Source organism: Aeromonas sp. s13, from assembly GCF_040907905.1.
Classification (GTDB): Bacteria; Pseudomonadota; Gammaproteobacteria; order Enterobacterales; family Aeromonadaceae; genus Aeromonas; species Aeromonas veronii.
In genome coordinates this window covers 1-16,334 of sequence record NZ_JBFOCS010000027.1, presented here as the reverse complement: position 1 = coordinate 16,334, position 16,334 = coordinate 1, and the positions used below count along the sequence as shown (strand labels likewise).

Here is a 16,334-nt window from a genome sequence, read left to right as displayed (position 1 = left end):
TTCAATCTGCTCGACCAGTGCCAGTTTAAAAGTCAGCGAGTAATCGCGCTGTGTCCGTTTCACACCTTGTCCCATCGGGTTCTCCATTTATTGGGAGGAAAGGTGTAAACCATATTCAGGACGGGACAATGAAAAACAAAAAGCCCACTCGTAGGAGTGGGCTTTTTGTTTTGAAGCTGGAGCGGGCAGCGGGAATCGAACCCGCATCATCAGCTTGGAAGGCTGAGGTAATAGCCATTATACGATGCCCGCCTGGCATCTGAAATTTGGAGCGGGTGATGGGAATCGAACCCACGTATGCAGCTTGGGAAGCTACCGTTCTACCATTGAACTACACCCGCGTCAGGGCTCCTACTATATGCATTTTGCCGCTGAGCGCAATGGCGCCTTTGCCACTTTTTTCAATAAATCAATCTGTTCGGACAAGGATTGAACAGACGGTTGCTTTTTCAATCAAACATTTTCAACACAGATAATTTACAAGGTTGCCAAGGTCAAACGGCAAGGATAGTCTTGCGCCACTCGACGCGAGGATGGTGGTAATGGATAAAAAAACGCAAAAACGTCTCTATGGCTGGTTGCGCAAGCAATCGAGTCACGGTCGCCGCTGGATCACGATATCCATCGCTTTTGGCCTTGGCCAGGGCATTCTGATGGTGGCGCAAGCCTGGCTGCTGGCGACCCTGTTGCACGGCTTTATCATCGAAGGCTCAACGCCTGAGCAATCCATCACGCTCTTTATTACCCTGCTGCTGGTGACGCTTGGCAAAGCGGCGCTGGCCTATGGCCGCGAAGTGGCCAGTTTCAAGGCGGGCAGCGCGGTGCGCCAGACCATCCGCCAGCTGGTGCTCACTCGCTTGAGTCGTCTCGGCCCTGCCTATATTCAGCGCCGTCCGGCCGGTAGCTGGGCCAGCCTGTTGCTGGAACAGATTGAAAACATGCAGGATTTCTTCTCCCGCTATCTGCCACAGATGGCCATCGCCGTCTTTATTCCGGTGGTCATTCTGGTGGCGGTATTCCCGGTCAACTGGGCAGCAGGTCTGATCCTGCTCGGCACTGCCCCCCTCATCCCTATCTTTATGATCCTGGTGGGTGTGGGCGCCGCCGATGCCAACCGCCGCAACTTTCAGGCGCTGGCCCGTCTCTCCGGCCACTTCCTCGATCGCCTGAAGGGGCTGCGTACCCTGCAACTCTTTATGCGTACCCAGGCAGAAGGTGACGCCATTCGCGACGCCTCGGAAGATTTTCGCGAGCGCACCATGGAGGTGCTGCGCCTGGCGTTTTTGAGCACCGCCGTGCTGGAGTTCTTCGCAGCCATTTCAGTGGCGCTGGTTGCCGTCTACTTTGGCTTCTCTTATATCGACCATCTGAACTTTGGTAGCTATGGGGTAAAGGTCACCCTCTTTACCGGCCTGTTCGTGCTGTTTCTCGCCCCCGAGTTCTACGCCCCGCTGCGGGAACTGGGTGCCCACTACCACGCCAAGGCGCAGGCTATCGGCGCTGCCGAGCAGCTGCTTGAATTTCTCGAAGCCGAGGTGAGCGAACCGGCCGCAGGCACGGCGCCGTTCCATGCCGACAGCCCTGTCAAGGTAGAAGCAAAAGGGCTTGAAGTGCTGAGTGCCGAAGGCAAGGTGCTGGTCGGCCCCATCGACTTCACCCTGGAAGCCGGTTCGCGTACCGCCCTCATCGGCGTCAGCGGCGCAGGCAAAAGCTCGCTGGTCAACGCCCTGCTTGGCTTTGCCCCCTATCGCGGTGAACTCAAGGTCAACGGACAGGAGCTTGCCACCCTCGACATGAGCCAGTGGCGCCTGCAACTGGGCTGGCTCTCGCAAAACCCGCAGCTGTTCCACGCCTCCTTGCGCGACAACCTGCTGCTGGCCAAGCCAACGGCCAGCGATGCCGAGCTGGAAGATGCCCTGAAACGGGCACAGGCGTGGGAATTTGCCATGGAAAAGGGGCTCGACTATCCGGTCGGCGATCAGGCCGGTGGCCTCTCGGTCGGTCAGGCCCAGCGCCTCGCACTGGCGCGAACCCTGCTCAAATCAACCCAGCTGATGGTGCTCGATGAGCCTACCGCCAGTCTGGATCGCCACTCCGAGCGCGCCATCATGACCACCCTCGAGCAGGCGATGGCGGGCCAGACCCTGCTGATGATCACCCACCGCCTCGATCAGCTCACCAAGATGGACAAGATCCTGGTGCTGGCCCGCGGCCAGCTGGTGGAGCAAGGCAGCTTCCAGCAACTTAGTTCTGGGCAGGGGCCTTTTGCCCGCCTGCTCTCCCAACGTTCCGGAGGTTCTCTCGATGAGTGATCTGTTGCCGTTTCTGCGCCTCTATCGCCAACACTGGCTCAGCCTCACCATTGGTTTGCTGCTGGCGCTGGTGACCCTGGCCGCCGGCATGGGACTACTCTCCCTCTCCGGCTGGTTCCTCTCCGCCGCCGCCGTGGCGGGGATGACAGTTGCGACGACCCATGCCTTTAACTACATGACCCCTGCGGGCGGGGTGCGCTTCTTCTCCATCGTCCGTACCGCCGGTCGCTGGGGTGAGCGGGTCGTGAGCCACGACGCCACCTTCAGGGTACTGACCCGACTGCGGGTCTGGTTCTGGCAGAAACTCTCGCCGCTCTCCACCGGTACCCTGGCCGGTTTCCGTCAGGCGGATCTGCTCAACCGACTGGTAGCCGACATCGATGCGATGGACCACGTCTATCTGCGGCTGATCACCCCCATAGGCGCGGCCCTGCTCAGCACCGCCGGACTGGTCTTCTTCCTGTCGTTTTTCGACAGCCGTCTCGCCCTCACCCTGGGTGCCATTCTGCTGTTTGGCATGATCGCTCTGCCGCTGGTGTTCTACTTCCTCGGCCGTCGCCCCGGTCAGGCGCTGATTGCCGAAAAATCGACCCTGCGTACACGGATGGTGGACTATCTGGATGGTCAGGCCGAGCTGCAGATGTTTGCCGCCGCCCCCAAGGCGCTGGTTGAGCTGCAACAAGCCGAACAGGCGCTGCTCGTCGCGCAGGCCCGGATGGCCAAGGTGAGCGGGCTGGCCAACTTCTCGGTACAACTGCTGAGCGGCTGGACCCTGACCCTGATGCTCTGGCTGGCCGGTCATGGGGTAGCGGGTGCGCCGCCCGACCCCATTACCGCATTGATGGTCTTTGCCACCCTGGCAAGCTTCGAGGCACTGATGCCGCTGGCGGGGGCTTTCCAGCACCTCTCCACCAGCCTCACCTCGGCACGCCGCCTGAACGAGATCCTGCAAGAGGCAAAAGCCCCCGTGTGGGGCGACGAGCAGACCCACGCCACCGCTGGCACGCTGCAGATCAATGACCTCTATTTTGGCTACCCGGGCAACCCCCAGCCGGTGCTGCGTGGCTGCACCCTGCAACTGCACGCCGGTGAGAAGCTGGCGCTGCTGGGCCAGACCGGCTGCGGCAAATCGACCCTGATGGGGCTGCTGACCCGGGAGTGGAGCCCGCAGGCTGGCAAGATCCTGCTCGATGGCAAGCCGCTCACCGACTACAGCGAAGGGGCGCTGCGCGCCTCCATCTCGGTGGTGAGCCAGCGGGTGCATCTGTTTGCCGATACCTTGCGGGGCAACCTCAAACTGGCCGCCCCAACCGCCTCTGACGAGCAGCTGATTGCAGTGCTGACCCAGGTCGGGCTGGCCAATCTGCTGGAAGATGAGGCGGGCCTCGACGCCTGGCTCGGTGACGGCGGCCGCCCCCTCTCCGGTGGTGAGCGTCGCCGGATCGGTATCGCCCGCGCCCTGCTGCACGATGCGCCGCTCTGGCTGCTGGACGAACCGACCGAAGGGCTCGACAGTCAGACCGAACGGGAGATCATGGATCTGCTGTTCCGGCTCGGGGCAGATCGCACCTTGCTGCTTATCTCCCACCGTCTGCTGGGGATGGAACAGATGGACCGGATTGCCCTGATGGAAGAGGGACAGATCCGCCTCTGCGCCCCGCACGACGAGCTGCTGGGGGATGATTACTACCGCAGTCTCTATCAGCGGCTGGCTCCTGTTTGATATCAGGCTGATATCAGCCTGATGGGGCTCACACCCTGACAACCGGGCGCAAAACGGGGCTGGTCGCCGCAGGCGGCTGGCCCCTATAATGTCCCCCTCATTATTCAACAAGATGCCGACATGGAGCGCCTGCGCATTTCTACTGTCCTCATCACCGACACAAGATACGAGACGATGAAACGCCTGATCCTGATGATGCCCCTGATTGCCTCCGGCTGTGCCAACTACGCCTTCAACAGCAATCTGGATAAAGAGAACTTCGACGAATACTTCAAACCCGGTAGCGTGCGCATCTATGAACAGGATGAGCTGGCTGATCTCAACTACCTCTACCTCGGCACCATCGAGGGTGAATCCTGCCAGGCCGATGCCAACCAGCCGGTGCCCAACGCCGGTGAAGCGCGCACCCTGGCTCGCCGCCGCGCGGCCGACATGGGTGGCAACGGCGTCACCATCGACAAGTGCGCCGAGTTCAGCGACACCCCGGGCTGCCTGAAACAGGTGATCTGCTACGGGCAGGCGCTGAAAGTGGCCGAAGAGAAGTAACCCGCTGTCATGGCCCTCGCTATCGTTCGCCTTGGCAGCCCGCGCCTGCCCGATGAGGGGCTGCGGATCGGCACGGTGCGCCGCCCACCCCGCGGCGTACCCAAGAGCGAATTTGCCAGCCAGCATTGGTACGATGTCTGGTTCCCCAATCTGGCCCCCAGCAGCGAGACCATGAAGCTGGGGCAGGCAGCCGAGACACCCGCCCAATGGGCGGCGTTTGGCAAACAGTACAAGGCCGAGATGGCGCAACCTGCCGCCAGGCATGATCTGGCGCTACTGGCCGCCCTCTCTCATACCACCAACCTGTCGGTGGGCTGTTACTGCGAGCAGGAGTCCCACTGCCATCGCGCCATTTTGAAAGAGCTGCTGGTAGCCGCAGGCGCCGCCATTCGTTAGGACGGCGAGCGAAGACGGCCCCATGGGGAATCTCGTCAACCGATCTTCGGTAGCCATCAGGTATGAATAGACAGAGAGGGCATCCTGCGGATGCCCTCTCTCGTTGTGTTCGCGCTAGCGCAGCAATTTTCCGCAGCAGCGGCTTGATGCACCTCTCCTATTGCAGACTGGGCTCCAGCAACTGCTGCCGCAGCGAAGTCTCCTCGGCCTGAGTCATGGCATGTTCCGCCACCCCGGCGGCAGGCGCGATGGCCAGCCAGTGGGCAAGGTCGGCGGCGGTCTCCTCCAGCGGCCGAAAGTTCAATCCCTTCACGATGGCCGCCTCGGCGCTTATAGAGCCGTAACCGGCAAACTCCGCCTGCGCGCAGGGCAGCAGGGTGGGATAGCTCTGCCAGGGCTCGATTCCAGCCGCAATCAGGGTCGACCAGGGCAACCACTCGGGCTGGATGGGGCGGGCGGGCTGCAACCGGGCGCTCAGCCGCTCCAGCCAGTCACTCAAGGTAATACCGGATTTGAGCAAGTTGAATGTGCCCCCCAACTGCTGCTCGGCCGCGCGCAACACAAACTCGGCGCAGTCGCGCACATCGAGATACTGCAAGCGATCCTCGCCACTGCCCGGCAGCAACCGGGGCCCGCCCTGCTGCACCCGCTTAATCCACCAGGCCATGCGCCCGGTGGGATCATGGAGGCCGCACAGCACGCCCGGGCGCAGGATGCAAAGCCGCTCGCCCCAGCGGGCACGATACTCCTGCTCGCACAACACCTTGAGCGGGCCATAGTCAGTGGGCATTTCCCCTTCGGGGATAGCATGCAGCGGCGCCGACTCATTCATCCCGGGCATTGAGAAATCGCGATAGACGCTGATAGTGGAGATAAAGATCAGCCGTGCGCAGCGCCCGAGCAAGGCTGCCGAGAGGCTCGCCGCCTGCTCGGGGCGATAGCAGCAGGTGTCGATGACGAGATCCCACTGCAACCCGGCCCCTTGCAGGGCGCTCAGGCTCTTGTCCCTGTCGCCGGTGAGCTGCACCAGATCGCTCCAGTCCGGATGTTGGTGCAGGCCGCGGTTGAACAGAGTCACTTCATGGCCCCAATCCAGTGCCAGCGCGGTGAGGTGGCGCCCTAAAAAGCCGGTGCCACCGATAATCAGCAGTTTCATCCCTCTCCCTCCCCCTTCGGCGCGAGTGCGCACATTTCATCCTGACACGCCAGTTGCCTCCACCCTACGCAACTTGACGGTATGGCACAGCCCCCGACTGGCCGGGATGGGACAGGGATCACGGCAGCGCCGCAAAAAAGGGCGTATTGAGGCCAAGCCTGCGTTTTGGGGCCGCCTGTGCTAAATTGCCGGGGTTTTCAGTCAGGATCCGCCATGAAGTTCGAAATCGACACCCTCGGGATCATTCGCTCTCCCTACAAGGAGAAGTTCGCCATCCCCCGCCAGCCCGGACTGGTCAAATCGGCCCGCGCCCGCCTCGAGCTGCTCCCCCCTTACGATCAGCCGGATGTGCTGCGCGGCATCGAGCAGTTCTCCCATCTGTGGCTCAGCTTCGTCTTTCATCAGACCATGGCGCAGGGCTGGCACCCGACGGTGCGCCCGCCGCGCCTTGGCGGCAACGAGCGGGTCGGCGTCTTTGCCACTCGCTCCACCTTCCGCCCCAATCCGCTAGGCCTCTCGGTGGTCGAGCTGCACAGGGTCGGTCGCGAGCGGGGCAAGCTGTGGCTGGAGCTGGGGGCGGTGGATCTGCTCGATGGCACCCCCATCGTCGATATCAAGCCTTATATTCCCTATGCCGACAGCCTGCCGGATGCCCGTGGTGGTTTTGCCCCCGACGCGCCTACCCCGCCGCTGGCGGTGAGCTTCAGTGCCGAGGCAGAGCAGCAGTTGCAACCCTGGCTCAAGGCCCATCCCGAGCTGCGCCAGCTGGTGAGCGAAGTGCTGGCGCAAGATCCGCGCCCCGCCTACAAGAAGGGCAAGCCCGATGAGAAGGAGTACGGGGTGCGGCTGTTTGACTGCAATGTCCGTTTTCGCATCAGCGAGCCGGATTGCATGGTGCTGGCCATCGAGCCCGCCTGAACCTGGGCGGGCCGACATCACGGATGCTATTTCACGCCTTCTTCACGTCACAAGGGGCTTAATGAGCCTGTAAATTGTGTGGCATTGATCAGACTATCCACCCGATTGCCAGTGATACCATGCAGACAGCAGAGGACATCTCCTCTCTGACTGAGGCCAGCCGCAGGCTGCCGGTTGATGGCAAGCATGGCAGCCAGCCTGTTGCCGCCAAAGGATCAGGCCTCACCCCGACACGTTTGAGTGCGGGGATGCCACACGGATGTGACAGCACTTCGAAGGAACAAACCTATGCTGATGAACAGTGAACAACGTTATGGCACCCTGAATATCGGGCTGCACTGGCTGACCCTGTGGGCCATGATCGCCGTCTACGCCCTGATAGAATTTCGCGATATTTTCCCCAAAGGGGACCCTGGCCGGGATCTGATGAAGGAGTGGCACTTTATGCTGGGGCTGCTTATCTTCGCCCTGGTCTTTGTCAGACTGGCGCTGCGCTGGATGAGCCCGACGCCCCGTATCGTGCCCGAGCTCTCCCCGGTCATGCACAAGCTGGCAAAACTGGCACACCTCGCCCTCTACGGTTTTCTCATTCTCACCCCGCTGTTTGGCTGGCTGCTGCTGAGCGCCGCGGGCAAACCCATCCCCTTCTTCGGGCTTGAGCTGCCTGCCCTGCTCTCCCCAAGTCCGGATCTCAAGGGACTGATCAAGGAAGTGCACGAGACCCTAGGCAATATCGGTTACGCCCTGATCGGCCTGCACACGGTGGCGGCCCTCTATCACCACCATATTCTCAAAGACAACACCCTCACCAATATGCTGCCGCCGCGCCGCAGCTAACGAGTAACGGGGAAATGCAGAGGGGGCCATCGTAGCCCCCTCTCTGTCTTCCTGAACAGCACGCTTGCAAAGAGCATCACGCCTGCTTGGCCAGCTCCCCGGTCGGCTTGCCTTTCGGCTCGTGCGGCAGCTTTTTCACATTGCTCTTGTTCTCCGGCTGCTTGCTCCCGGACGAACTGTTTTCAGACAAGGCTTGCAACACGGGATCGGCCTTGCCGGCCACGGAGGGCTGGGACTGGCCAACAAAGTTGCCGCCTTTGCAGATGGAGAGACTGCCCCCCTTGAAGATCCCCTGCATCCTGCCGCTCTCCAGGATCTCCACCTCGGCGGAGGTACAGGTGCCTTCCAGCAGACCATTGATGATCACGTGGGGCGCACTTACTTCCCCCTCAACGCTACCACCCTGCATGATGCGCAGCACACCACCGATGAGCTGGATGGTGCCATTGATCTGACCGCGCACCTCCAGATCCCCCTCCACCTGCAACTCGCCCTTGAAGCGGGCACCGGCTGCAATCACAGTGGCCCCGGCCGACGCAGTAGCCGCACCACCTTTGTTTCTTCCAAACATCCGTACTCTCTCCACCAACCACACAAGCAGAACCAGCGGCATCGGCGCCACTGGCCACAGAAAACAGGGCGACCCCAGCACGTAGAGCAGCAAGGCTGCCCCCCAGCAGAGCCAGACAATATAGAGGAGGTCGCTGCGCTCACGCTGTTGCAGTCGCGCCAGCAGCCTCCCGGCCATCTCTCTCATCACATCAAACCTTTCGCAGCATGGCTGCCGACCAGCATGCCATCGACAACCCGGACCATGGTTAAACGACCAGTTGGCGCGAACTCTGAAGTCCCGCTGATTCAGTCCCGATACAGCCGGGATGCATTAGGATTCGAATTGACTCGAAGCGACATACACTTTCTAATTGACAGCCTGGATCCCTATGACCGCTCACATCATGAAAATTCTGTTGGTCGAAGACGACAAGCTGCTCAATCACCACCTCTCCTCTCTGCTGACCGAAGCCGACAATCAGGTCTACAGCACCGACCAGGCCGGGATTGCACTGCACTACGCCGCCGACTATCCCATTGATGTGGCGATCATCGACCTCGGTCTGCCCGATATGGACGGCCTGCAACTGATCCGGCAACTGCGTGAACGGCAGATCCCCTTCCCCATCATTGTGCTGACCGCCCGTGGCAACTGGCAGGACAAGGTCGAAGGACTGGAAGCAGGTGCTGATGACTATCTGGTCAAACCGTTCCAGAAAGATGAGCTGCTGGCCCGACTCAATGCACTGGTGCGCCGCAGCGCCGGTTTTATCTCGCCCAGGGTGAAGGCCGGTGATTACGAGCTGGATCTCTCCCGCAAGGAACTGACTATCGCCGGTGAAGTGGCGGTGCTCACCAGCTTTGAATACCTCATTCTGGAGTACCTGATGCGCAACGCCCGTCAGGTGGTCTCCAAGCAGCAACTGCTCGACCAGCTCTACGGCGATGGCGAAGGGGACCCCAATACCATCGAGGTGATGGTGAGCCGCCTGCGCAAGAAGCTGGATCCGGAGGGAACGATTCAACCCATCTCCACCATCCGGCGTCAGGGTTATATCTTCAACCTCTCCTGTAACTGATGCAGTTTCATCTGCCGCGCCCCATCAAGATGATCCGCAGCTCACTGCACATCAAACTGCTGCTCAGCTCGCTGCTGGTCATCGCGCTGATCATGGGGTTTGCCGTCTACGCCCTCTACCTCGGCCACGTCGAGGAGCAGACCCAGAAGGCCAGCGCCCGGATGCAGGAGAACCTGGCCAAGCTGTTCTCCTCCACCGAGCCGGATGACAAGGGGTCGAACGTCGAGCTGGGGCGGATATCCCGTGGGGCGGGGGATCGCAACCTCGATACCCTGATCTGCCGCGCCGATGGCGATCTGGTCTGGTCGAGCCTCCATATGCCGGAGGTGATCAAGGCCAAACAGACCATCTGCGGCGATCTGATGAAGTATCTGGGGGGGATGGATCTCGACTACTTCTTCAAGAAGCACACCATCAAGAACGGCGAGAGCTACTTCGTCTACAGCTTGCGGTTTATCCGCAATCCCGGCAGCGGCACCACCGCCTACTATGTGGTGATGATCGACTCGGCCAAACGCTATCACGAAGAGTCCCGCACCTATCTCTACCAGACCGCCAAACAGGCGCTGCTCGCCTATATGCTGCTGGCCGGGCTGCTGCTGCTCACCACCTTCTGGAGCCTCAGCTCCCTGCGCACCATCGCCCGTCAGATCGACGATATACGGGCCGGCAATCGCGATGACCTCTCGAGCGATTTTGAGCGGGAGCTGGCCCCGCTGACCGACTCCATCAACCAGCTGCTGGAGAACGAACGCCAGCAGACCCAGCGCTACCAGCACGCCCTCAACGATCTCGCCCACAGCCTGAAAACCCGGCTGGCGCTGATCCAGATCACCACCCGCGAAGTGAAGCTGGGGCGGGAGATCCACGACAACATCAACGAGCAGATCCTCACCATGGATCAGATGATCCAGTATCAGCTCAGACGGGCCGTTACCGGCCGCCAACGCCTTGCCAGCAAGGGCACCGAGCCGGTGCCGCTGATCGAGAAACTGCTGGCCAGCCTGACCAAGGTCTATCGCCACAAAAAGCTGCAAACCCACTTCAAGTTCGATGATGACGCTCTCTTTCACGGCGAACAGGGCGACCTGATGGAGCTGATGGGCAACCTGCTCGACAACGCCTGCAAGTTTGCCATCAGCGAAGTGAAGGTGACGGTGCGCCGCCATCTCGAGCGGCTGCGTATCGAAGTGGAAGATGATGGCCCGGGAATCGATCCGGCCAAATCGGAGCAGATCTTCCAGCGCGGCGTGCGGGCAGACAGTTCACCCGGTCAGGGCATAGGTCTGGCGGTGGTGACCGAAATCGTCCACAGCTACGGCGGCCAGATCCGGGTCGATGAATCCCCCCTCGGCGGTGCCCGCTTTACCCTGGACTTACCCTGATCGGCATTGCCCTGCTCAGCCTCGCCAGTGATGCCCCTATCACAAGGCCCCCGACCTCGGGGCCTTGTCGTTTCTGCCACCCAAGTTGTTTTAATTTATTGATCCGGCACTGATTATCGCCCCTCTGTCCTTCCACCATCGGCTTCAATCGGTATCATGGTGGCACGGCACAAAGCTGCTTCCGGAGCCACACCATGAGCATTCGCTGTCAGAAGGGAGTTATCCGCAGAACATGGGTTAAAAGCAGCGCACCGGGGGCTGTAACTTGGGGGCGGTAGCGTGGTTCTTGGTGGTTATAGTGTTTCGTGAAAAGTCATAGAAATTCCCAACCAAACACCCTAAATTTCACGCTATTTTATTTATTGATGCGAGCCACTTATATCTATTTCCTTCTGGTTCAATGTGCTTTGAAGAAGTGATTTAAAGAATTTTGAGACATGCATCTCAGACTGGTGAAGCATATTTACCGAATAATAAGTTTAGTGGTTAGATAAATCCTTTTTAAGAAAAATTTATAGTTGATGTATAAATAGTTCGTATAAAACATACATTACATGATATCCCACCGAAATTAAAATCCATGCGAGTTTATTTTCATGGCAACACTACATGATATTGAAAGATATATAGACTTATACTCCTTGAGTATTCGTAATCAACATCTGTCTCCTATCATCAGAAGCAATATCTACTGTTTACAAGGGGAACAATACCAATCAACCATGAAAGCAACTGTGTTTTGGCCTGATACTTGGCCACATAACGATAAATATGGTGTTTATGCTATTTTCTCTGATGAACAGGTTTTATACATAGGTAAAGCATCTCAAAATTACATAGGATATCGACTCACAAGTCACTTTAGGTACAGTAATGATAAAAAATCAGGCATACCTAAAAATGCAGCTAAATGGTCAAAGCCTCCTACTCACATAGTGGCATGGTCAGTACCAGAAAGCTCATTTTTCGAAGCTTCGTCATTAGAGGAATATTTAATTTATGCACTTAGGGATGATTTACCTGACAACAGGATAGGAACATATTAATACACTACAACTGATTTATATATTTTCGCGGCAAGCAACATAATGGTTGCAAAATTCCAAATAAATTAAAGGATAAAGATGGGCGTTGTAATATTAAATGGATTTATTATCGTCCCCCCCAACGATTTGGCTGCGGTCAAGGATGAACTTGATAACCATATCTATTTAACCCGCGCTGAAACTGGATGCCTGATCTTTAAGGTGACTCAAGATCCTGTCAATCCCTGCCGATTCGATGTCTATGAAGAGTTTGTTGATGATGCGGCTTTTCAAGCACACCAAGCCAGAGTCAAATCCTCCCGTTGGGGGGAAATAACCGTCAATGTCGAGCGACACTATACGGTAACAGGGATTGTATAAATCGCAGCCTTGCCATTTTGGCCAAGGTGGCGAACCGGGAGTGGCGCAGAACTCTCCCCCCCCCCTCTCGCTACCGCGAATGCCCGATTACGCTGCGCTTATCAAACCTGCGTTACTTCCACTCTTTGTTATTAAGGCCACTATGATCCGCCCATTATTAACAACCGATCTGGATGCCGCCGTCGAGCTCTGGTATCAGGCATCGGTACAAGCCCACGACTTTATTCACACCGCCTTTTGGCATGAGCAACGGGCAGCGATGCGCGATATCTACCTGCCCGCCAGCCAGAGCTGGGTCTATGAGGAAGATGGACAGCTACTGGGCTTTATCTCCTGGTATCAGGGGTCTGTCGCCGCCCTGTTTATCTCCCCAGATCACCAATCACACGGGCTGGGTCGCCAACTGCTCGAACACCTCAAAGCCCAATATGATCGACTCGAGTTGACGGTCTACGCCGAAAATGAACAGGCCCGGCGCTTCTATTCCCGCAACGGTTTCAAAGAGGGTGAGCAGCAGCTGTGCGAGCATAGCGGCCACCCCGAGCTGGTGATGCATTGGCAACGAGGATAAACGGGTCGCCCATAGCGATGGCGAGCACGCTTTGCCTGTTTTGTGGCCGCCTTGAATGCCATGGCGGCATTCTCTACAATGACCCACTTTTTATTCATTTCGGGTTATATCGATGAGCGATACCAGCACCAAACCGGCTCTGCCGGATCACCTCTCCTGCAATCCCCGCAGCCCTCACTATGTGGCCGCCTGCTTCGAGCACCCGATCGGTATTCGCCTGAACGGCAAAGAGCGCACCGATGTCGAGGAGTACTGCATCAGCGAAGGTTGGGTGAAGATCCCCTCCCCCAAGGCGCTGGATCGCCGTGGTCAGCCCATCCTGATCAAGCTCAAGGGCACCGTTGAAGCCTTCTACAGCTAATCAGCGCGCTGCTGCTTGATAAACAACAAGGCCACCCTCGCGGTGGCCTTGTTGTTTCCGGTATTGGTGCTGGCATCAGCGTTATCTAAGCGGCAACCACCAGCCCACATTTCTCGCTGGGTAGCTCTTATACCCCCAAGCGGTCGCGCAGGGTGTACCAGGCGGCGCCCGCAGCGGTGAAGGGGATGCGGAACAGGCGGCCACCCGGGAAGGGGTAGTGCGGCAGTTTGGCAAAGGCATCGAAGCGCTCGGCCTGACCGCTCAGCACCTCGGAGAGCAGCTTGCCCGCCAGATGGGTGCAGGTGACGCCGTGGCCGCTGTAGCCCTGCATGTAGTAGATGTTGGGGCCGATGCGACCAAACTGCGGCAGCCGTGACAGGGTGAGCAGGAAGTTGCCGGTCCAGGTGTACTCCACTTTGACGTCGGCCAGTTGCGGGAAGGTTTTCAGCATCTTGGGGATGATCAGCCGCTCGATATCCGCCGGATCTCGCGCGCCATAGACCACGCCACCGCCATAGAGCAGCCGGTGATCGCCGGAGGTACGGTAGTAGTCGAGCAGATAGTTGCAATCCTCCAGACAGTAGTTCTGCGGCAAGAGTGAACGGGCCCGCTCCTCTCCCAGCACTTCGGTGGCGATCACCTGGGTGCCACAGGGCATGCTCTTGCTGGCCAGTTCCGGCACCAGATTGCCGAGGTATGCGTTGCCGGCCACCACGATAAAGCGCGCCTTCACCGCTCCTTTGGCGGTCTTGACCAGCGCCGGCTGACCCGGAGTAATGCTGGTAACGGCGGACTGCTCGAAGATCTGCCCCCCCTGGATGCGGATGGCTTCCGCCTCCCCCAACGCCAGATTGAGAGGGTGAATATGGCCGCCGCTCTTGTCTAGCAGGGCGCCGACGTAGCGATCGCTCGCGACCACCTCGCGCACCCCCTTGGCATCGAGCAGCTCCAGCTGGTCGTTGCCCCACTTCTGCCAGCGGGCATATTGGGATTTGAGCTCGTGCAGCTGCTTCTCGGTCTCGGCGGCAAAGACGCCCCCCTCCTGCAGATCGCACTGGATGTTGTAGCGCTTGATCCGCTCGCGGATGATCTGTCCCCCCTCAAACAACATGGAACCGAGCAGCCTGGCCTGATCCGGCGGGCAGTTCGCTTCTATGGTGTCGATGTCGCGGCTGTAGGAGTTGACGATCTGGCCGCCGTTGCGGCCGCTGGCGCCAAAGCCGACTCGTGCGGCCTCCAGCACCACCACCTTGTAGCCCTTCTCTACCAGATGCAGCGCGCTGGAGAGGCCGGTATAACCCGCCCCGATGATGCAGACATCGCACTCCAGCTGCTCGGTCAGTGTCGGATAGGGCGCGTGTTTATTGGCGCTGGCTGCGTAGTAACTGTTTACATGTTCGGTCATGATCCCTGTTTCCTTACCGGTTCGGTTGCCAAACTACTGTCAGGATTAAAAGCTCGCCGGGGTGTGGGCGCTGACGATGCGACAGGTCTCCCCCGACGGATTGCTGAAGCTGTGGGGCTCGCCGGTGTCGATCACATAGCTGTCGCCCGCCTCCAGCGGATAACTCTGGCCCGCCACCGTCAGGATCACCGACCCCTCCAGCACAGTGCCGACCTCCTCCCCCTGATGGGTCACCTGACCGCCGGTGTCGGTGCCGGGGGGATAGGTCTCCAGCATAAAGCCGAGCTGGCGGCGGTTGTTGCCGTTGTGCACCAGCTTGAGGGAGACCCCCTGACTGCCCAGCTCGATCAGCTGATCAGCCTTGATCACCACTTCCGGAGTGCGGCTCTCCTCCTCGGCGAAAAAGCGCGACAGCGGCAGGCCATAGATGGTGAGCAGCTTTTGCAGGGAGGCCACAGAGGGGCTCACCTTGTCCTGCTCGATCATGCAGATGGCACCGTGGGTCAGACCGCTCAGCTCGGCCGCCCGCCGCTGGGAGAGCCCCAGCTGATGGCGCACCGCCGCCAGCCGTTCCCCCATGGTGCGCGCCCCGGCGTCAACCACACTCAACGGTCGAGCCACGCCCTCCCGGCTCTGTGGCCCGCTCACCGCAAGCCTCCTCTTGCTGCGCTATCTCTGCATCCTTGCATCATCAGCCTCTCCTGCTTGCGCGTGATCGCATCGGATCAGGCGCTGCCTGTTTACCCTGCTGGTTAAAATAGCCGACCAGCTTTCCCTTGCCGTTCACTATGTTACACAGCACAGCCGTTCATTATTTTGCACACCTGATTTACCATCTCCCGGTCATCTGCCCACTTGCAGCCTGCAAGCGAACCGGAGAAAGCGCGCTACACAGCTCATTTTCTAGCATGGCGCCCCCCAGCAATTCAAATATATTTAACACTTGAAAAACATTTCAGCTCAAATTATGGTCTTCCTGTGCTTATTATTTTATACGGCAGCGGCGCAGGAAGGGTCGGCTCACTCCGGCAACCAGCTGCTCTGACCCACACTCGAGGCTTCTCATGTCAGGAACAACATCCCACTCCAGCTTGATCACATCCCGCGCCTATATAGATGGACAGTGGTGCGAGGCCGCCAGCGGCCGCACCTTCGAGGTCACCAACCCCGCCAGCGGTGCCGTCATTACCCAGGTGCCCGACATGGATGCCGAGGATACCCGCCGCGCCATCGCGGCCGCCCACGCGGCGCAACCCGCCTGGGCGGCGCTGACCGCCAAGGAGCGCAGCAACAAGCTCTACGCCTGGTTTGCCGCCATCACAGCCCACAGCGACGAGCTGGCACGTATCATGACCTGCGAGCAGGGCAAGCCGCTGGCGGAAGCCAAGGGCGAGGTGGCTTACGGCGCCAGCTTTATCCAGTGGTTCGCCGAAGAGGGCAAGCGTGCCTATGGCCGCACCATCCCGGGCTTTAGCGGCGATCGCCGGTTGGCCACCATCAAGCAGCCGGTGGGCGTGGTCGCCGCCATCACTCCGTGGAACTTCCCCATTGCCATGATCACCCGCAAAGCGGGCCCGGCGCTGGCAGCGGGTTGCACCATCGTCATCAAGCCCGCCGCCGAGACCCCGCTCTGCGCGCTGGCACTGGCCGCCCTGGCCGAGCAGGCGGGCATCCCCGCCGGTGTCAT

17 protein-coding genes and 2 tRNA genes are annotated in these 16,334 nt (G+C 59.4%); 13 read left to right on the top strand and 6 right to left on the bottom strand.

Annotated elements, in window-relative coordinates; translation table 11 throughout:
- Positions 1 to 177 precede the first annotated feature (177 nt).
- Positions 178 to 252 (bottom strand) — tRNA-Gly (locus tag AB5Y82_RS03660).
- Between the two features lie 15 nt (positions 253 to 267).
- Positions 268 to 341, bottom strand: a tRNA-Gly gene (locus AB5Y82_RS03655).
- Between the two features lie 201 nt (positions 342 to 542).
- On the opposite strand from AB5Y82_RS03655, the gene cydD reads away from it, so the two are divergent.
- The 4 genes from cydD (at position 543) to AB5Y82_RS03635 (ending at position 4,977) form a co-directional block, all read left to right on the top strand.
- The gene (gene cydD, locus AB5Y82_RS03650; protein ID WP_075114093.1) at positions 543 to 2,312 is read left to right on the top strand and encodes a cysteine/glutathione ABC transporter permease/ATP-binding protein CydD; all 1,770 of its coding nucleotides are present in this window, start codon (positions 543 to 545) and stop codon (positions 2,310 to 2,312) included.
- Positions 2,305 to 4,035: a cysteine/glutathione ABC transporter ATP-binding protein/permease CydC gene (cydC, locus tag AB5Y82_RS03645; RefSeq protein ID WP_111901531.1), complete on the top strand. Its 1,731-nt coding sequence runs from the start codon at positions 2,305 to 2,307 to the stop codon at positions 4,033 to 4,035. Before cydD ends, cydC begins: the two co-directional genes overlap by 8 nt.
- A gap of 174 nt (positions 4,036 to 4,209) precedes the next feature.
- Positions 4,210 to 4,581 carry an Rcs stress response system protein RcsF gene (gene rcsF / locus AB5Y82_RS03640; RefSeq protein WP_013723982.1) on the top strand — a complete coding sequence of 124 codons (372 nt, stop codon included), beginning with the start codon at positions 4,210 to 4,212 and terminating at the stop codon, positions 4,579 to 4,581.
- 9 nt (positions 4,582 to 4,590) lie between these two features.
- A complete protein-coding gene (locus AB5Y82_RS03635) occupies positions 4,591 to 4,977 on the top strand; it encodes a DUF488 domain-containing protein (protein WP_111901530.1) in 387 nt (128 codons plus the stop codon).
- 157 nt (positions 4,978 to 5,134) lie between these two features.
- On the opposite strand, the gene AB5Y82_RS03630 is transcribed toward AB5Y82_RS03635, so the two are convergent.
- Complete coding sequence (locus AB5Y82_RS03630) at positions 5,135 to 6,133, bottom strand: NAD-dependent epimerase/dehydratase family protein (RefSeq protein WP_368173672.1); 999 nt, start codon at positions 6,131 to 6,133, stop codon at positions 5,135 to 5,137.
- A gap of 213 nt (positions 6,134 to 6,346) precedes the next feature.
- Between AB5Y82_RS03630 and tsaA the strand changes: the two genes are divergently transcribed.
- On the top strand, positions 6,347 to 7,051 hold the full coding sequence (tsaA, locus tag AB5Y82_RS03625) for a tRNA (N6-threonylcarbamoyladenosine(37)-N6)-methyltransferase TrmO (RefSeq protein WP_159143363.1): 705 nt from the start codon (positions 6,347 to 6,349) through the stop codon (positions 7,049 to 7,051).
- Between the two features lie 288 nt (positions 7,052 to 7,339).
- The gene (locus AB5Y82_RS03620) at positions 7,340 to 7,888 is read left to right on the top strand and encodes a cytochrome b (protein ID WP_064341216.1); all 549 of its coding nucleotides are present in this window, start codon (positions 7,340 to 7,342) and stop codon (positions 7,886 to 7,888) included.
- 76 nt (positions 7,889 to 7,964) lie between these two features.
- Here AB5Y82_RS03620 and AB5Y82_RS03615 read toward each other — a convergent pair whose 3' ends face one another.
- Complete coding sequence (locus tag AB5Y82_RS03615; protein WP_159143361.1) at positions 7,965 to 8,645, bottom strand: polymer-forming cytoskeletal protein; 681 nt, start codon at positions 8,643 to 8,645, stop codon at positions 7,965 to 7,967.
- A gap of 199 nt (positions 8,646 to 8,844) precedes the next feature.
- On the opposite strand from AB5Y82_RS03615, the gene AB5Y82_RS03610 reads away from it, so the two are divergent.
- From AB5Y82_RS03610 to AB5Y82_RS03585, 6 genes are all read left to right on the top strand, one after another.
- Entirely contained in the window at positions 8,845 to 9,519 is a 675-nt protein-coding gene (locus tag AB5Y82_RS03610; protein WP_041201856.1) for a response regulator transcription factor, read from the top strand.
- Complete coding sequence (locus AB5Y82_RS03605) at positions 9,519 to 10,904, top strand: ATP-binding protein (RefSeq protein WP_160880695.1); 1,386 nt, start codon at positions 9,519 to 9,521, stop codon at positions 10,902 to 10,904. Before AB5Y82_RS03610 ends, AB5Y82_RS03605 begins: the two co-directional genes overlap by 1 nt.
- A 596-nt stretch (positions 10,905 to 11,500) precedes the next feature.
- Positions 11,501 to 11,950 (top strand): hypothetical protein, encoded by a 450-nt coding sequence (locus tag AB5Y82_RS03600; RefSeq protein ID WP_139478719.1) that lies wholly within the window; start codon positions 11,501 to 11,503, stop codon positions 11,948 to 11,950.
- 78 nt (positions 11,951 to 12,028) lie between these two features.
- Positions 12,029 to 12,310, top strand: a complete 282-nt coding sequence (locus tag AB5Y82_RS03595; protein WP_160880694.1) for a putative quinol monooxygenase — start codon at positions 12,029 to 12,031, stop codon at positions 12,308 to 12,310.
- Positions 12,311 to 12,452: 142 nt separating this feature from the next.
- Positions 12,453 to 12,881 (top strand): N-acetyltransferase, encoded by a 429-nt coding sequence (locus AB5Y82_RS03590; protein WP_368173671.1) that lies wholly within the window; start codon positions 12,453 to 12,455, stop codon positions 12,879 to 12,881.
- A 112-nt stretch (positions 12,882 to 12,993) separates the two neighbouring features.
- Complete coding sequence (locus AB5Y82_RS03585) at positions 12,994 to 13,242, top strand: DUF3297 family protein (RefSeq protein WP_005338226.1); 249 nt, start codon at positions 12,994 to 12,996, stop codon at positions 13,240 to 13,242.
- Positions 13,243 to 13,369: 127 nt separating this feature from the next.
- On the opposite strand, the gene AB5Y82_RS03580 is transcribed toward AB5Y82_RS03585, so the two are convergent.
- Both AB5Y82_RS03580 and puuR read right to left on the bottom strand, forming a co-directional pair.
- A complete protein-coding gene (locus AB5Y82_RS03580) occupies positions 13,370 to 14,647 on the bottom strand; it encodes an FAD-binding oxidoreductase (RefSeq protein ID WP_159143353.1) in 1,278 nt (425 codons plus the stop codon).
- 45 nt (positions 14,648 to 14,692) lie between these two features.
- Positions 14,693 to 15,295 (bottom strand): HTH-type transcriptional regulator PuuR, encoded by a 603-nt coding sequence (puuR, locus tag AB5Y82_RS03575; RefSeq protein WP_368173670.1) that lies wholly within the window; start codon positions 15,293 to 15,295, stop codon positions 14,693 to 14,695.
- Between the two features lie 416 nt (positions 15,296 to 15,711).
- On the opposite strand from puuR, the gene AB5Y82_RS03570 reads away from it, so the two are divergent.
- Positions 15,712 to 16,334: aldehyde dehydrogenase family protein (locus AB5Y82_RS03570; RefSeq protein ID WP_368173669.1), on the top strand; the 623-nt coding region annotated here is incomplete at its 3' end.